Annotated in this window: 13 protein-coding genes; 8 read left to right on the forward strand and 5 right to left on the reverse strand. The window is 69.4% G+C overall.

Features of this window, described 5'->3' with window-relative positions; translation table 11 throughout:
- The gene (locus OG474_RS31345; protein ID WP_405057206.1) at positions 1-918 is read right to left on the reverse strand and encodes an aminoglycoside phosphotransferase family protein; all 918 of its coding nucleotides are present in this window, start codon (positions 916-918) and stop codon (positions 1-3) included.
- Positions 919-962: 44 nt separating this feature from the next.
- Positions 963-1,553, reverse strand: coding sequence for an HD domain-containing protein (locus tag OG474_RS31350; RefSeq protein WP_405057207.1), 591 nt, complete (start codon positions 1,551-1,553; stop codon positions 963-965).
- Positions 1,554-1,638: 85 nt separating this feature from the next.
- On the opposite strand from OG474_RS31350, the gene OG474_RS31355 reads away from it, so the two are divergent.
- Entirely contained in the window at positions 1,639-2,541 is a 903-nt protein-coding gene (locus tag OG474_RS31355) for an NADP-dependent oxidoreductase (protein WP_405057208.1), read from the forward strand.
- 202 nt (positions 2,542-2,743) lie between these two features.
- Here the strand turns inward: OG474_RS31355 and OG474_RS31360 are convergent, their stop codons facing one another.
- The 3 genes from OG474_RS31360 to OG474_RS31370 form a co-directional block, all read right to left on the reverse strand.
- Positions 2,744-3,622, reverse strand: a complete 879-nt coding sequence (locus tag OG474_RS31360; RefSeq protein ID WP_405057209.1) for a prephenate dehydratase — start codon at positions 3,620-3,622, stop codon at positions 2,744-2,746.
- 38 nt (positions 3,623-3,660) lie between these two features.
- Entirely contained in the window at positions 3,661-4,464 is an 804-nt protein-coding gene (locus OG474_RS31365; protein WP_405057210.1) for a lysophospholipid acyltransferase family protein, read from the reverse strand.
- A gap of 61 nt (positions 4,465-4,525) precedes the next feature.
- Positions 4,526-5,020, reverse strand: a complete 495-nt coding sequence (locus OG474_RS31370) for a hypothetical protein (RefSeq protein WP_405057211.1) — start codon at positions 5,018-5,020, stop codon at positions 4,526-4,528.
- Positions 5,021-5,109: 89 nt separating this feature from the next.
- Between OG474_RS31370 and OG474_RS31375 the strand changes: the two genes are divergently transcribed.
- The 7 genes from OG474_RS31375 to obgE all read left to right on the forward strand — a co-directional run bounded on the left by OG474_RS31375 (position 5,110) and on the right by obgE (position 15,048).
- Positions 5,110-7,383: a M64 family metallopeptidase gene (locus OG474_RS31375; protein ID WP_405057212.1), complete on the forward strand. Its 2,274-nt coding sequence runs from the start codon at positions 5,110-5,112 to the stop codon at positions 7,381-7,383.
- Between the two features lie 108 nt (positions 7,384-7,491).
- Positions 7,492-7,992, forward strand: coding sequence for a DUF1772 domain-containing protein (locus OG474_RS31380; RefSeq protein WP_405057213.1), 501 nt, complete (start codon positions 7,492-7,494; stop codon positions 7,990-7,992).
- A gap of 122 nt (positions 7,993-8,114) precedes the next feature.
- Positions 8,115-8,942, forward strand: coding sequence for a TIGR03936 family radical SAM-associated protein (locus OG474_RS31385; protein ID WP_405057214.1), 828 nt, complete (start codon positions 8,115-8,117; stop codon positions 8,940-8,942).
- Positions 8,943-9,081: 139 nt separating this feature from the next.
- Positions 9,082-12,588: an Rne/Rng family ribonuclease gene (locus OG474_RS31390; protein ID WP_405057215.1), complete on the forward strand. Its 3,507-nt coding sequence runs from the start codon at positions 9,082-9,084 to the stop codon at positions 12,586-12,588.
- A 170-nt stretch (positions 12,589-12,758) separates the two neighbouring features.
- Positions 12,759-13,073 carry a 50S ribosomal protein L21 gene (gene rplU / locus OG474_RS31395; protein WP_405057216.1) on the forward strand — a complete coding sequence of 105 codons (315 nt, stop codon included), beginning with the start codon at positions 12,759-12,761 and terminating at the stop codon, positions 13,071-13,073.
- A gap of 12 nt (positions 13,074-13,085) precedes the next feature.
- A complete protein-coding gene (rpmA, locus tag OG474_RS31400) occupies positions 13,086-13,346 on the forward strand; it encodes a 50S ribosomal protein L27 (protein ID WP_405057217.1) in 261 nt (86 codons plus the stop codon).
- Between the two features lie 127 nt (positions 13,347-13,473).
- The gene (gene obgE / locus OG474_RS31405) at positions 13,474-15,048 is read left to right on the forward strand and encodes a GTPase ObgE (protein ID WP_405057218.1); all 1,575 of its coding nucleotides are present in this window, start codon (positions 13,474-13,476) and stop codon (positions 15,046-15,048) included.
- Positions 15,049-15,188: the final 140 nt, after the last annotated feature.

The following is a 15,188-nucleotide window of genomic DNA, read 5'->3' on the forward strand; positions in this document are numbered from 1 at the left end:
TCAGCGGTCCGCCTTGAAGTCGGTGAGGAGGTCGGTGATGAAGGGGTGTTCGCCGGGGTTGGGGTCGGGGCGGCGGGTCCGGTAGTAGGGGATGGCGATCATCGAGAGCGAGAGGGCCCAGCCGCGGGCGCGGGTCCAGGTCGTCCGGTCGACTTGCAGGGCGTCGCGGAAGGCTTGGCGGGAGTCGCCTTCGAAGAGCCACCAGGCGGGTAGTACGTCGGCCGCTGGGTCGGCGGCGCGGGCGGTACCGAAGTCGATCACGGCGGAGAGGTTGCCGTCGGCAACTAGGAGGTTGCCGCTCATCAGGTCGCCGTGGACCCAGACAGGTGGGCCGCTGTAGGTGTCGGCGGCCAGGGAGGCATCCCAGGCTTCAAGGACGAGCTCGGTGTCGAACTCGTCGCGCAGCTGGTCGAGGGCTTCACGGAACATCGCGTCGCGCGGCTTCAGCGGCGTACCGCGGCTGAAGGGGTCGTCCGATGGGACCGGAGCACCGGTCGTGTCGACCGCCTGGAGAGCGCGGATGAACTCGGCGAGATCCCGGGCGGCCGCATTCGGATCCGCGAGTTGGTCGAGCTCGAAGGCCTCGCCGTCCAGCCAGCGATAGACGCCCCAGGTGAAGGGATAGCCCGCGCCGGGCTCGCCGAGGGCGAGTGGTTCGGGTACGGCGAGGGGGAGGTGCGGGGCCAGGCGCGGCAGCCAGGTGAGGTCCTCCTCGACCTGGCCCTGCGTGCTGACGGTCCGGGGGAGCCGGGCGGCCAGGTCCTCGCCGACGCGGAAGGTCACGTTGTCGGTGCCCGAGGAAGCGACGACCTCGATCGGAGCGTCGGCCCAGTCCGGGAACTGTTCGGCGAGTAGACGCGCCACCAGTTCCGCGTCGATCTCAACCTCGTCATCGTGCAGCTTCGCGACCTTCGACATAGTCACGGAGCCTCACAGCCGGCCCGGCAACGGTCAACCGACTTTCACGCGTCGAGGGGGTTGGCGGCGATCCGGTTGCCGAGGTCGGACTTGATCGCGCGGGCGGCGGAGCTGTCGGGCTTGCGCTCGGCCTGGGCCTGGAAACAGGCGAGGAACTCGTCGGTGAGCCCGAGCCGCGGGAACTTCGCCAGTACGTCGGCGCGGAACTCGGGGCTGAGTTCGTCGAAGTCCTTACCGACGATGTCGAGCGCGGCCGCCCGGGAGATCAGGTGCCCCTCGGGATCCTCGGCGACGCTGACGTCCGGCCACATGTGCCGGACGATGACCTCGCCGAGCCGTTCCCGGCGTTCGGGCGACCAACCGGCTCCGGCGGCGAACACCCGCGCGAGATGACCGGCGGCTTCCTCGAAGGAGACGGTGTGGCTGTCGAACACCGGGACCAGACCGAGGTCGTGGAACATCGCCGCCACGAAGAGCAGCTCGTCGTCGTACCGGATGTTCTCCTGTGCGGCGAGTCCGGTCGCCCAGAGGTAGACGCGGCGCGAATGGCTTTGCAGTGTGGGGGATTGATAGGCCTCGGCCACCTCCAGCGCTGCCGTCGCCGCGGGCGTTACGGGAATCAGGAAATCGTTCATAATTCAACTGTATGGTGAGAGGGGCCTACGCCGGTGGTCCATTCCGGTGCCAGGTTCATGGGCCAATCATCGACCAAGGAGCGTCATGCAAGCCATCACAGTCCGGGACCGGAAGGCACTCGATCTGACCCTGACCGACCTGCCGCACCCGCACGCCGCCGAGAACGACGTCATCGTCCGGGTGCACGCGGCCGGCTTCACCCGCGGCGAGCTCGAGTGGCCCGGCACCTGGACCGACCGCGCCGGAAACGACCGTACGCCGAGTGTTCCGGGGCATGAGGTGTCGGGCGTCGTCGCCGAGCTGGGCTACGGCACCACCGGACTCACGGTCGGGCAACGCGTCTTCGGCCTGGCCGACTGGACCCGCAACGGCACCCTCGCCGAGTACGTCGCCGTCGAGGCGCGCAACCTGGCTCCGCTGCCGACCGGCATCGATCACGTGACCGCGGCCGCCCTGCCGATCTCGGGCCTGACCGCCTGGCAGGCCCTCTTCGACCACGCCCACCTGGAGGCCGGCCAAACCGTCCTCATCCACGGCGTCGGCGGCGCGGTCGGCTCAGTCGCTGCCCAGTTGGCCCTGGAGGTAGGCGCCCACGTGATCGGCACCGGTCGCTCGTCCGGTCAGGCCTTCGCGGACGAGCTGGGTGTGCACGAATTCGTCGCCCTGGAAGGCGAGAACCTGGAGAACGTGGGTGAGGTCGACGTCGTCCTGGACGTCCTCGGCGGTGACATCCGCGACCGCTCCACCGCCCTCGTCCGCCCCGGCGGCACCCTGGTCACCATCCCCGACCCGCCCACCGTGCACCCCCGCAACGGCCGAGCCATCTTCTTCGTGGTCGAACCCAACCGAGCCCAACTCACCGAGCTCGCCACCCGCCTCCACAACGGCACCCTGAGGCCGTTGGTCACCAGCGTCCGCCCCCTCACCGAAGCCGCAACCGCCTTCACCACCCCCGGCCGAACCATCATCAAGCTCACCAACGACTGACCACCCCGCACCTAGCGCCCAAAGAGCCGCCGCCCGATTCCCAACCACCCCGCGGCTCTTTGTGCGCCCCACTCATCTTTGGGTATCCACCAACCATCTGGAGGCCCGAAAAGTGACTGGTGGGCGCCCAAAGATGGGTCTCGTGCACAAAGAGAAGGCGGCCCACCTTTGGGCGGCAGGCGGGAGCTGGGCGGTGCCTGGGCTAGTGGTGGGGGCGGAGGGCTCGGTTCGCGGCTGGTTCGGCGATCTGGGCCCGGAAGGGGTGCGCGGGGTAGACGCCCAGGAGGCGGACCTCGACGGAGAAGAAGGCCAGTTCTTCCAGGGCGAGGGCCACGTTCGGGTCCTCGGGGTGGCCTTCGATGTCGGCGTAGAACTGGGTCGCGAAGAACGTGCCGCCCAGCTGGTACGACTCCAGCTTCGTCATGTTGACGCTGTTGGTCGCGAACCCGCCGAGTGCCTTGTAGAGCGCGGCCGACACGTTCCGGACGCGGTAGACGAAGCTCGTCACGATCGGGCCCGAACCCACGGCCGGTACGACGGGTTCGCGCGCCAGCACGAGGAATCGGGTCGTGTTGTGGTGCGCGTCCTCGACGTCCTCTGCGAGCGTCTCGAGACCGTAGAGATCAGCGGCCGCCCGCGGCGACAAGGCCGCGACTGAGGGATCGGCCAGCTCGGCCACCTCACGCGCGGCGCCCGCGGTGTCGTCGGCGACCACGGTCGACCAGCCGTGCTCGCGGATGATCTTGCGGCACTGGCCGAGCGCGTGCACGTGGCTGCGGACCGTCTGGATCTGGTCGATCGACCCACCCGGCACGGCCATCAGCTGGAAGTGGATCGGCAGGAAGTACTCGCCGATGATGTGCAGCCCGGACTCGGGGAGCAGGTGGTGGATGTCGGCGACCCGGCCGGCGATCGAGTTGTCGATCGGGATCATCGCCAGCCCGGCGCGGCCGCTGCTCACCGCCTCCAGGGCGTCCTCGAACGTCGTACAGGGCAGCTGTTCGCGCTCCGGAAACATCTCGGTGCACGCCATCGCCGAGTTGGCTCCGGGCTCACCCTGGTACGCGATCGGTCCGTCCACGCCCACCAGAGTAGCCCTGCGTCATCTCAACCAGCGGATCAGGTGTCCGACTTACGGACCTTCTTCGGGGCGCCGGTGGTCGCCCGGCCCTCGAGGGACTTGGCCTTGGTGGCGTACATGTCGATGTACTCCTGGCCGGACAGCTCCATGATCTTGTACATGATCTCGTCGGTGACGGCGCGCAGGATGAGCCGGTCGCTCTCCATCCCCTCGTACCGCGAGAAGTCCAGCGGCTCGCCGAACTTGACCGTCGGGGAGGCGAACGACGCGACCACCTTCCCGGGCGGCGCGACCACGTCGGTGCCGATCACCCCGCACGGGATCACCGGGACCTTCGCCTCCAGCGCCAGCCGGGCCACGCCGGTCCGGCCCTTGTACAGCCGGCCGTCGTGCGAGCGGGTGCCCTCGGGGTAGATGCCGAACAGGTCGCCGCGCTCGAGCACCTTCATCCCGGCCCGCATCGCGCCTTCGGAGGCCGAGCCGCCGGAGCGGTCGATCGGCACCTGGCCGGTGCCCTTGAAGAACCCGCGCTGGAACCGGCCCTTGATCCCGGCGCCGGTGAAGTAGTCGGACTTTGCGACGAATGTCACCCGCCGCCGGAGCACCAGCGGCATGAAGATCCAGTCGGCGTACGAGAGGTGGTTGCTGGCGATGATCGCCGCACCCTCGGCCGGAACGTTCTCGGCGCCCTCCACGATCGGCCGGAAGAGCCGTTTGACGGGCGGGCCGACCACGACGTTCTTGAGCACCCAGTAGATGCCCCGGCCGTCACCGTCCGCCGCCGCGTCCACCACCGGATCCACCCTGCGCTCGGGCCGTGGTGACTGCGCCGGTTCCGTCATCGATGTCCTCTCCTCACGTTCCCCGAGCCCTCATGATGCCGCATGAACCCGGGGTGTGGGGTCAGACCTTCGGCGCGGGGTGGAAGTGCGCCTTGACATCGGGGCGGCTGGCGAGCACGAACGTGGCGATCAGCACAACGATCTGCAGTCCCTGACCGATGCTCATCCAGACCGGGTTCTGCCCGGAGACGATGTAGTAGAGGTTCAGGACGGTGACCACGACCGCCACGATCCGGATCCGCCGGTACGACGAGCGCTTGCCGTTCCGCAGGCCTTTGATGATGCGCAGGTAGACCAGCAGGATGATCACCGCCGAGACCGGCCGGGACCACAGGCCCCACGACAGACTCGCGCGGACCTGGTCCCGTACGGCGGGGTCGGGGGAGTCGTGGTTCGCGGCGTGCAGGAACTGGTAGTCGAGCACGCTGTTGTGCAGGACCGTGACGAGCAGCGCGATCAGGATGCTCAGCCCGAGATAGACCATCACCAGCCGGATCACCGGGCGCATCACCCGCTCGCGCTCGACCGCGGTGGCATCGTCCATTGGATTGGTCATGCATCCAAATTAGGACGGGCACCAGGTCATTCGGAACCGCCACGCGGCAGCGCCTTACGCGTTCCGGTCCGCGTTCGTAAGCTGCTGCCGTGCGGATCACACGATTGACAGCGGTTGTCGGCGTCCTCGCCGCGGCACTCATCGGTACCGGTACGTCGGCTCAGGCCCAGGCCCAGGAAGAAGCGGTCCCGGACGCCAAGGTGGTCCCGCTCCAGGTGACCGGCCCGACGGCGTCCCGGTTCAACCTGATCGTGATGGGCGACGGCTACACGGCGACCGAGCTGCCGAAGTTCCGCGAGCAGGTCGACAAGCACCTGAACGTGCTGTGGAGCATCGAGCCGTTCAAGTCGTACCGCAACTACATCAACGTGTACGCCGTCGAGATCGCCTCACCGCAGAGCGGCGTCGACTGCGATCCGAACCTCACCTCGCCCAAGGTCGACACCCCGCTCCAGATGGGGTTCTGGGGCGGCTGCAACCCGAACAGCGTCCAGCGCCTGCTCACGGTCAGCTCCACCGCCTCGATCTCGTACGCCGATCTCGTCCCGGGCACCACGTCGGGCAACCGGCAGATCCTTGCCATCGGCAACAGTGACACGTACGGCGGCGCCGGTGGCACCTACGCGACAGCCTCGGGCGGGAACGCCTTGTCCGCACTGATCACCCCGCACGAGCTCGGCCATTCGCTCGGCGGCCTCCAGGACGAGTACGACTACTACGCCCGCGGCGACCGCGGAGCGCCGTACGAGGGCACTGAGCCGTCGTCGATCCACCACTCGCTGCTGACCGAGAAGCAGATGAAGGACCAGCAGCAGAAGTGGTTCCGCTGGCTGGGGGAGCCGTCCGAATCCGGCGGCCCGATCGGGCGCTACGAGGGCGGCATGTACGCCGGTTCCGGTGTCTGGCGGCCGAGCCGGCACTCGATGATGAAGACCCTCGGTTACTACTTCGACCAGATCTCGCGGGAGCGGATGACGCAGCGGATCTCGTCGCGTGCGAACCTGTTCCAGGCGAGTACGCCGGCCGGTCAGGTGGTGGCCGCGGATCAGGTTGTCTGGCTGCAAACCCTGCACCCGAGCAGTCACGAGCTCGACGTCACCTGGACCCTCGACGGCCGCACGCTTCCGACCGCCAACAGGCGTGCGGTGGACCTCGCCACGCTCGACCTCGCGCCGGGCGTGCACACGCTCACGGCAAAGGTCGTCGACCCGACCGACTACATCCGCGATCCCGCCGTCCGGCCGACCGCGTCCCGGACCTGGTCGATCAACACGACCCTGACGGCCAAGCCCACGAGCACCCCGGTTGCCTTCGCCGGATCGACTGCCACCGATCACCCGGTCAACGCGGACGAGGTCGTGTACGCCGAGACGACGCAGTCGGAGACCGAGCAGCCGGCGATCGCCTGGAAGGTGGACGGCCAACCGGCCGAGAACCCCGGCAACGACCGCGACTTCGACCTCGGGTCGCTGCACTTGAGCGGTCGGCACACCCTCAGCGCGACCGTCGGGGCGCAGACCCTGACCTGGCAGGTCGACGGAGTTGAGCCCGACGTCACCTCGTCGATGTCCAAGCCGCTGCTCACGGTCCAGAAGCCGACCGGCCCGGAGTACATCTACAACGACGCCTTCACGATGAAGCTGGCCGCGACCGACGACAGCACCGGGTACGTCGTACCGGAGTTCCGCGTCGACGGGGACGGCTGGTTCAACTACTTCGGCTGGCCGACCGACGCCTCCGCACCGTTCAAGTTCACCGCGGAGGGGACGGCGATCGACCAGCTCGTCTACGGCAAACTCGGCGTACCGCGGGTGGTCCCGTGGGACGACGTGCCGCCCGGCTACGGCCGGCACCAGGTCGAGTACCGCGCGATCGATGCCCCCGGCAATATCGGTACGCCGCGGCGGTTCGCGGTCACGTTGTTGCGCCCGGCCCCCACCTGTACGACGACGATCACCGGGACCCACAACGGACCGCTGGCCGTGCGATCCGGGGTGACCTGCTTGACCGGGGCAACGGTCAACGGCCCGGTCCAGATTGCCGCCGGGGCCTCGCTGGTCGCGACCGATGCCCGCGTCTCCGGCCCGGTCAATGCCACCAAGGCGGCCGATGTCCACCTCCTCCGGACCACCGTGCGCGGCCCGGTCTCGCTGTCCGGAACCACCCGCAGCACGGCCCTGATCGGCAGCACGATCAGCGGCCCGGTCGCGGTCGGCGCGGCCACCAGCACCGAGCCGGTCGCGCTGGCCGGCAACACCGTCCTGGGTCCGCTGTCCTGCACCGGGAACGCGGTCGCCCCGACCAATCTGGAGGCTCCGAATCAGGTCTCCGGACCGCGATCCGGTCAGTGCGCGAAGCTCTGAGCCGACCAGACATGGAGCTGAGTTTTCGCGACATGTCGGTGAAAGGTTCGCTGCCATAACTTTCTCGGTACGGCGAGGACGACACCCCGCCGTACTGGGAGGAGTGACATGAACGGACTGCGGGTGGCGGCGCTGGTAGCGGCCACGATCACCACGGGGCTGACGGCAGGGGTCTACTGGGCCTACGCGACCGCCTTCATGCCCGGACTGGCCAAGGTCGACGACAAGACCTTCGTCGGGGCCTTCCAGGCGGCCGACCGGGCGATCGTCGGCCCGGTCTTCCTCGGCCTGGGCTTCGTCGGCGCGCTGCTGCTGACCGCGCTCGCCGGGCTGCTGAGCCTGAAGGAGAAGGCGCTGCCCTGGATCGCGGTCGCCTTCGCGCTCTACCTGATCACGGTGATCGTCACGATCGCCGTCAACGTCCCGATGAACGACGCGCTCAAGGCGGCCGGCGACCCGAACACGATCGACGTCACCGCCGCCCGGGCCGCCTTCGACGAGGCCCGCTGGCGCACCTTCAACAACCTCCGCGTCGTCCTCGGCCTCGCCTCCACCGGCCTCCTCGGCTGGGCCCTCTACCTCACCGGCAAATCCGCGGCCCAGCCCTGATCCTCCGAACGACAGGACATATACGTCCACTGCACCCCAGTTGGGCGCCGCTTCAGGCGGCGGCCGGGGCCCAGCAGGCGTATACGTCCTGTGCTTAGGCGGGTTGCTGACACAATGCGGGGGTGGCACCTGTTCAAGCTCCGCCGTCGCAGCAGCTCCCCGCGGTCCAGAAACTGCGGATCCGGTTCGCCAAGCGCGGGCGGCTGCGATTCACCTCCCACCGCGACTTCCAGCGGGCGTTCGAGCGTGCGGTCCGCCGCGCCGAGCTCCCGGTGGCCTTCTCGCACGGCTTCAGCCCGCACCCGAAGATCTCGTACGCCGGTGCCGCGCCGACCGGAGCCGCCTCGGAAGCGGAGTACTTGGAGATCTCGCTCACACAGGAGCGCGACGCGGAGCAGGTCCGCGCCGCCCTGGACGAGGCGCTGCCGCCGGGGCTGGACGTGCTCGAGGTGGTGGTCGCCGGGCCCGGTGCCCTGGCCGACCAGCTGGAGGCCAGTGAGTGGCTGATCGCGTTGCCGGGGGTCGATCCGGAAGCAGCCGCCGGGGCGGTCGCGGAGTTCCTCGCCAGGACCGAAATCACGGTCGAGCGCATGACCAAACGGGGGATTCGCTCGTTCGACTGTCGAGATGCCGTTCTCCGACTCACCGTCGGTAGTGAACCGGCGTCGGTTGAGACATGTGCGATACTGCAAGTGGTGTTACGGCACGGAACCCCGGCCGTGAGACCCGACGACGTTCTCGCCGGCTTGCTCGAAGTAGCGACGCTCCCGGTGACGGGCCCGGCTCTTCTGACCAGGCTCGCCCAGGGCCCGCACCTCGCGGCAACCGGCACAGTGGACGACCCGCTCGCTCGTGACCGCGACGCCAACCAGGCGACCGCGACCGGCCAGGCAGGTCCCCACCAGACGCATACAGCGGAGGGCGACGCCGCCGCTCCCTCTGTGCCCTGAGCCCGGGTGGAGCGGATCCCGCAGGCTTCCGTCGCCCCGGCAAATGCCAGGAGCGGCGAACCGTGACCGCCAGGCAGCAGCGCCGGACCCGTGACAGGGGTCGCAGGATGCGCCGCCGGGCTTGAGGAGACCGCACCACATGCTCGACAACGAGCCGACCACCGAGGCTGCCACCGCCCGTTCGACTGCCAAGAAGGCAGCGAAGAAGACCGTGGCCAAGAAGGCGACCACCCCGCGCAAGCGGGTCGCCAAGTCCGCTGAGGTCCCGACCCAGTCGGACGCCGTAGCCGCCGACCCGGCGCCGCGGACCGCGAAGAAGGCGCCGGCCAAGAAGGCCGTCGCGAAGAAGGCACCGGCCAAGAAGGCCGCCGCCGAGACCCCGGTCAAGCGCACCGCGACGAAGCGCGCCGCCAAGAAGACCGCCGCCCCGGACCTGTTCGAGGCCGCGCCGGTTGAGGAGGCGCCGGCCAAGAAGACCGCTGCGCGCAAGCGCACCACCACCAAGAAGGCCGCTGCCACCCTGGTAGCGACCGACACCCCCGTCACCGACGGCCCGGTGGCTGACGCCGAGCAGGCTCCCGCCCGCCGGACGCGCTCCCGCCGCGGCACCACCGAGGCCGCCGAGACCGTTGAGGCCGCGCCGGCTCCCGCCCGCCCGACCACCTTCACCGGTACCTCCCACGTGCGCAGCTCTGCTGCCGCCACCGCCGATTCCGGCTCGTCCGGCGCGACCGCGGCCTCCGCTGGCTCGGCCGACGGCGCTGGCGACTCCGGTCGGACTGCCACCAAGCGCACTTCGCGGCGCCGCGGCGGCCAGCCCGCTGCTGACGCGCCCGCCGCATCCGAGGCGACCCCGCTCTTCCCGACGGTGGACGGTACGTCGGCCGAGGCCGACGTACCGGCTGTTGAAGAGACCACCCCGCGTCGCACCCGCCGGCGCGCTCCGGCCGCTGCCGCAGTGCTGTTCCAGGCCCCGACCGTGCCGAGCAACGCTCCGGCCGAGGCCGCGGCCACCAGCCCGGTCGAGGCGACCGAGCCGACCGCCCGCAGTTCGCGGAGCCGTCGCGGCGCCAAGGGCGCGCAGACCGAGCAGAGCGAGACCACCCAGGTCGAGACCACCGAGACCGCGCCGAGCGGTCGCCGCGGGCGCGGCTCGCGTGCGGCGCAGGCCGTCGAGGTCTCGGAAGAGGCCGCGCCGGTCGTCGAGCAGGGTGACGACGAGCAGCCGAGCACGTCCCGCCGTCGCCGGAGCCGTCGTGGCCGCGACGCCGAGGCGCGCGAAGAGGTCGTCGAGACCCCGGTCGACGAAGAGCTCGAGGACGACGAAGAGGACGAGACCGAGGCCGACGAGACGGCCGAGGAGCAGGCTGACGACGTACAGGCCGAGGACGGCGACGAGGACGACTCCGCGGAGGGCACCCGGCGTCGCCGGCGTCGCCGTGGCGGGCGTCGTCGCCGCAAGACCGGTGACGCCGAGGACAGCTCGGACGACCAGGACGAGAACGCCGACCAGGACGCCGACGACGCGGAAGCCTCCGCGGACGACGAGCAGGACGGTTCGGCCGACGACGGCGAAGACGGCGGCAGCTCGTCGCGTCGCCGCCGGCGTCGCCGTCGCCGTAAGGGCGAAGAGGGCGCCGGCGCGGCCGACGACCCCGACGAGATCGTCGTCCGGGTCCGCGAGCCGCGCAGCAAGAACACCTCCAACGAGGTCACCGCGATCGAGGGCTCGACCCGGCTGGAGGCGAAGAAGCAGCGCCGCCGTGAGGGTCGCGCCGCCGGTCGCCGCCGCGCGCCGATCGTGACCGAGGCCGAGTTCCTGGCCCGCCGCGAGTCGGTCGAGCGGACGATGGTGATCCGGTCCCGCGACGACCTGACCCAGATCGCGGTCTCCGAGGACAACGTCCTGGTCGAGCACTACGTCGCCCAGGCCGAGCACACCTCGCTGATCGGCAACGTCTACATGGGGCGCGTGCAGAACGTGCTGCCCAGCATGGAGGCGGCGTTCATCGACATCGGCAAGGGCCGCAACGCGGTGCTGTACGCCGGTGAGGTCGACTGGGCCACGCTCGGCGGGTCCAACGGGCCGCGCAAGATCGAGCAGGTGCTGAAGTCCGGCCAGTCGGTCCTGGTCCAGGTGACCAAGGACCCGATCGGCCACAAGGGCGCCCGGCTGACCAACCAGATCAGCCTCCCCGGCCGGTACGTCGTCTACGTCCCGCGCGGCGGCAACGGCGGGATCAGCCGCAAGCTGCCCGACACCGAGCGGAACCGCCTGAAGACGATCCTCAAGGACATCATTCCCGACGAGGCCGGCGTCATCGTCCGGACCGCGGCCGAGGGTGCGTCCGAGGAGGAGCTGACGTCGGATGTGGCGCGCCTGCAGGAGGCGTGGATCGAGATCGACAAGAAGTCGAAGAACGGTCAGTCCCCGCAGATGCTGTCCGCCGAGCCGGACCTGCTGATCCGCGTCGTCCGCGACCTGTTCACCGAGGACTTCACCAAGCTGGTCATCTCCGGTGACCGTGCCTACGACCAGGTCCGCGAGTACGTCGGGGGCGTCGCGCCGCACCTGGTCGACCGGGTCGAGAAGTGGAACGACGCCGACTCCGGTGACGTCTTCGCCAACTTCCGGGTCGACGAGCAGATCAAGAAGGCGCTCGACCGCAAGGTCTGGCTGCCCTCGGGTGGTTCGCTGATCATCGACCGCACCGAGGCGATGACGGTCGTCGACGTCAACACCGGCAAGTTCACCGGTTCCGGCGGCAACCTCGAGGAGACCGTCACCAAGAACAACCTGGAGGCGGCCGAGGAGATCGTCCGCCAGCTCCGGTTGCGCGACATCGGCGGCATCATCGTGATCGACTTCATCGACATGGTCCTGGAGTCGAACCGCGACCTCGTACTGCGTCGCCTGGTCGAGTGCCTGGGCCGTGACCGGACCAAGCACCAGGTGGCGGAGGTCACCTCGCTCGGCCTGGTCCAGATGACCCGGAAGCGGATCGGTACCGGCCTGCTCGAGGCGTTCAGCGAGAACTGCGACCACTGCGGTGGCCGCGGCCTGATCCTGCACGACGAGCCGAAGGAGTCCCGGCGCCGGGACGGCGGTCGTGGCAACACCGGCGGCGGCAACAACACCGGCGGTGGCGGCAACGGCGCGAGCAACGGTGGCGGTAACGGCAACGGTGGCAACGGCCAGGAGCAGAGCAAGCCGGCTGCCCAGGCCGAGGAGGCCGGCCGGAAGAGCTCCCGTCGCCGTCGCGGCAAGGGCCGTGGCGACGAGGAGAGCACCGAGGCGGAGACCGCTCAGCACCACGCGGACGCTGCCCAGCGCCTGGCCCAGATCGCCGCTGCGTCCGCCAAGAAGGACGCGGACGAGGCCAATGGCGCGCCGGAGCCGACCGGTTACCCCGTGTCGACCGACGCGGACGAGGCCGTGAGCCCGGAAGCCACCGGGTTCCCGACCGCCGACGTACAGGCTGAGGCTGCTGAGCTGTCGGCAGAGGGCGGGCAGAACGGCACCAAGAGCACGCGACGCCGGCGCAGCAGCCGGGGCCGCGGTAAGGCGGCCGCTGAGGCCGAAACGAGCAGCAACGGGTCCGCTGCGGGCAGTGAGACCCAGGAGCTCGTGAGCACCAGCAGCTGACAATGTGAGCGGCGTCCCCTCGGGGCCGGGTGAGCCAGTTTGACCCGTCTGTGAGGGGACCCGTAAACTTGAGCTTCGGCGCGCGATCCGCGTGCCTCATGTTTGTGTGGGCCGCATGGTCTGTGCAGGCCCCCGTAAGTTTTCCATTCCAGCAGAGAGTGAGATCCACGGTGTACGCGATCGTGCGCAGTGGCGGCACCCAGCAGAAGGTCGCCGTCGGCGATGTCATCGAGATCGACAGCCTGACGGACGCAGTGGGCGACACCGTCGCGCTGTCCGCGGTTCTGGTCGTCGATGGCGACACCGTGACGACCGACGCTGCGGCGCTGGCCAAGGTAGCCGTGTCGGCTGAGGTTCTCGGCCGCACCAAGGGACCCAAGATCCACATCCTGAAGTACAAGAACAAGACCGGTTACCGGAAGCGCCAGGGGCACCGCCAGCACTACACCCAGGTCAAGGTCACCGCGATCGACGCTAAGAAGTGAGCTGAATAACTCATGGCACACAAAAAGGGAGCAGCCTCGACCCGCAACGGTCGTGACTCCAACGCACAGCGCCTCGGCGTGAAGCGCTTCGGCGGCCAGCTGGTCAACGCCGGCGAGATCCTCGTTCGCCAGCGGGGCACCCACTTCCACCCGGGCGTCCTGGTCGGCCGTGGCGGCGACGACACGCTGTTCGCGCTCGCCGAGGGCAAGGTGGAGTTCGGCACCCGCCGCGGCCGCCGCGTCGTCAACATCGTCCCGGCCCCGGCGGAGTAGTACCGCCACCCGGGTTTTTTCACAGCTCTTCCAAGAGAGCGGGTCGCGGAATACCGCGGACCCGCTCTCTTGCTGTCTTAGGCAACTGAGCAATTTCTATTTGGCTACAGGAAGTTGAGAACCACCGATGGCGATCCCCAGCTTTGTCGACCGCGTGACGGTGCACGTCACTGCAGGCCGCGGCGGACACGGATGTGCCTCGGTGCACCGGGAGAAGTTCAAGCCCCTCGGCGGTCCCGACGGCGGCAACGGCGGTGACGGCGGCAGCGTGATCCTGCGCGTCGACCCGGACACCACCACGCTCGTCGACTACCACCGTTCCAGCCACCGCGCCGGGACGAATGGTGCCCAGGGCAAGGGTGACCACCAGGCCGGCAGCAACGGCGACACCGTCATCCTGCCGGTCCCGGACGGCACAGTCATCAGTACGGCGGACGGCGAGCTGCTCGCGGACCTCGTCGGTCCTGGCGCCGAATTCGTTGCAGCGCAAGGCGGTAAGGGCGGTCTGGGCAACGCGGCCCTGGCCAGCAGCGCCCGCAAGGCGCCCGGTTTCGCACTGCTCGGTGAGGACGGCGAGGAGCGCACACTCGTCCTCGAGCTGAAGGTTGTCGCCGACATCGGTCTGGTCGGTTTCCCGAGCGCGGGCAAGTCGTCGCTGATCGCGTCGATCAGCCGCGCCCGGCCGAAGATCGCCGATTACCCCTTCACCACCTTGATTCCGAACCTCGGGGTCGTGGTCGCGGGCGAGACCACCTTCACCGTGGCCGACGTACCGGGCCTGATCGAGGGCGCCAGCGAGGGCCGCGGGCTCGGGCACGACTTCCTGCGGCACGTGGAGCGGTGTGCGGCGCTCGTGCATGTCATCGACTGCGCGACGTACGAGCCGGGCCGTGACCCGCTCAGCGACCTCGACACGATCGAGGCCGAGCTGACCGCCCACGGCGGGCTCGAGGACCGGCCGCGACTCGTTGCCCTGAACAAGATCGACGTACCGGACGCGCGCGAGATCGCGGAGATGGTGCAAGAGGGCCTGGAGCAGCGCGGACTGCGGGTGTTCCCGATCTCGACCGCTTCGCACGAAGGCCTGGAGGCCTTGAAGTTCGCGATGGCCGAGATCGTGGTCAAGCGCCGTGCCGAGGAGGAGAAGCCCGACAACACGCGGATCATCATCCGGCCGCAGGTCCAGGGCGGGCCCGAGTTCAAGGTCAAGAAGCTGCCGGAGGACGGCGGCTGGCTGGTGCAGGGCGCCAAGCCCGAGCGCTGGGTCAAGCAGACCGACTTCAGCAACCCGGAGGCCGTCGGCTACCTGGCCGACCGGCTGAACCGGCTCGGCGTCGAGCGGGCGCTGCTCGAGGGCGGCGCGATCGAGGGCGACGGCGTCGTCATCGGCGACGGCCCGAACGCGGTCATGTTCGACTTCGCGCCCGAGGTCCAGGCCGGAGCGGAGCTGTTGTCCCGCCGTGGCGAGGACCAGCGGCTCGAGGAGGACCGGCCCGCGCTGCAGCGGCGCCGGCGCAAGGACGAGGAGTACCACGCGCTCCGGTCCGGGGAGGCCAAGACCGACCTGTCGGAGTACGGGCAGGGCTGGGTCGAGGACGAGGTCGACCTGTCCCCGGCCGAGGCCAAGCGAGCTGCGGAGAAGGCGGAGAAGCTGGCGCGCAAGGAAGCACGCGAGCTCGCTCTGCAGAAGGAACTCGACTAAGTCGTGTCTGGTGATTCCTCGCCTACTGCGCTGCACTCGGCACGGCACCTCGCCGCACTGGAGAGGGGGCCACGATAAACCACATCGAGGCCCCCTCTCCAGCACGCCGATGCACCGTGCCGAGCACATGCTCGCTACGG

It is taken from the genome of Kribbella sp. NBC_01505, assembly GCF_045040285.1.
Taxonomy (GTDB): domain Bacteria; phylum Actinomycetota; class Actinomycetes; order Propionibacteriales; family Kribbellaceae; genus Kribbella.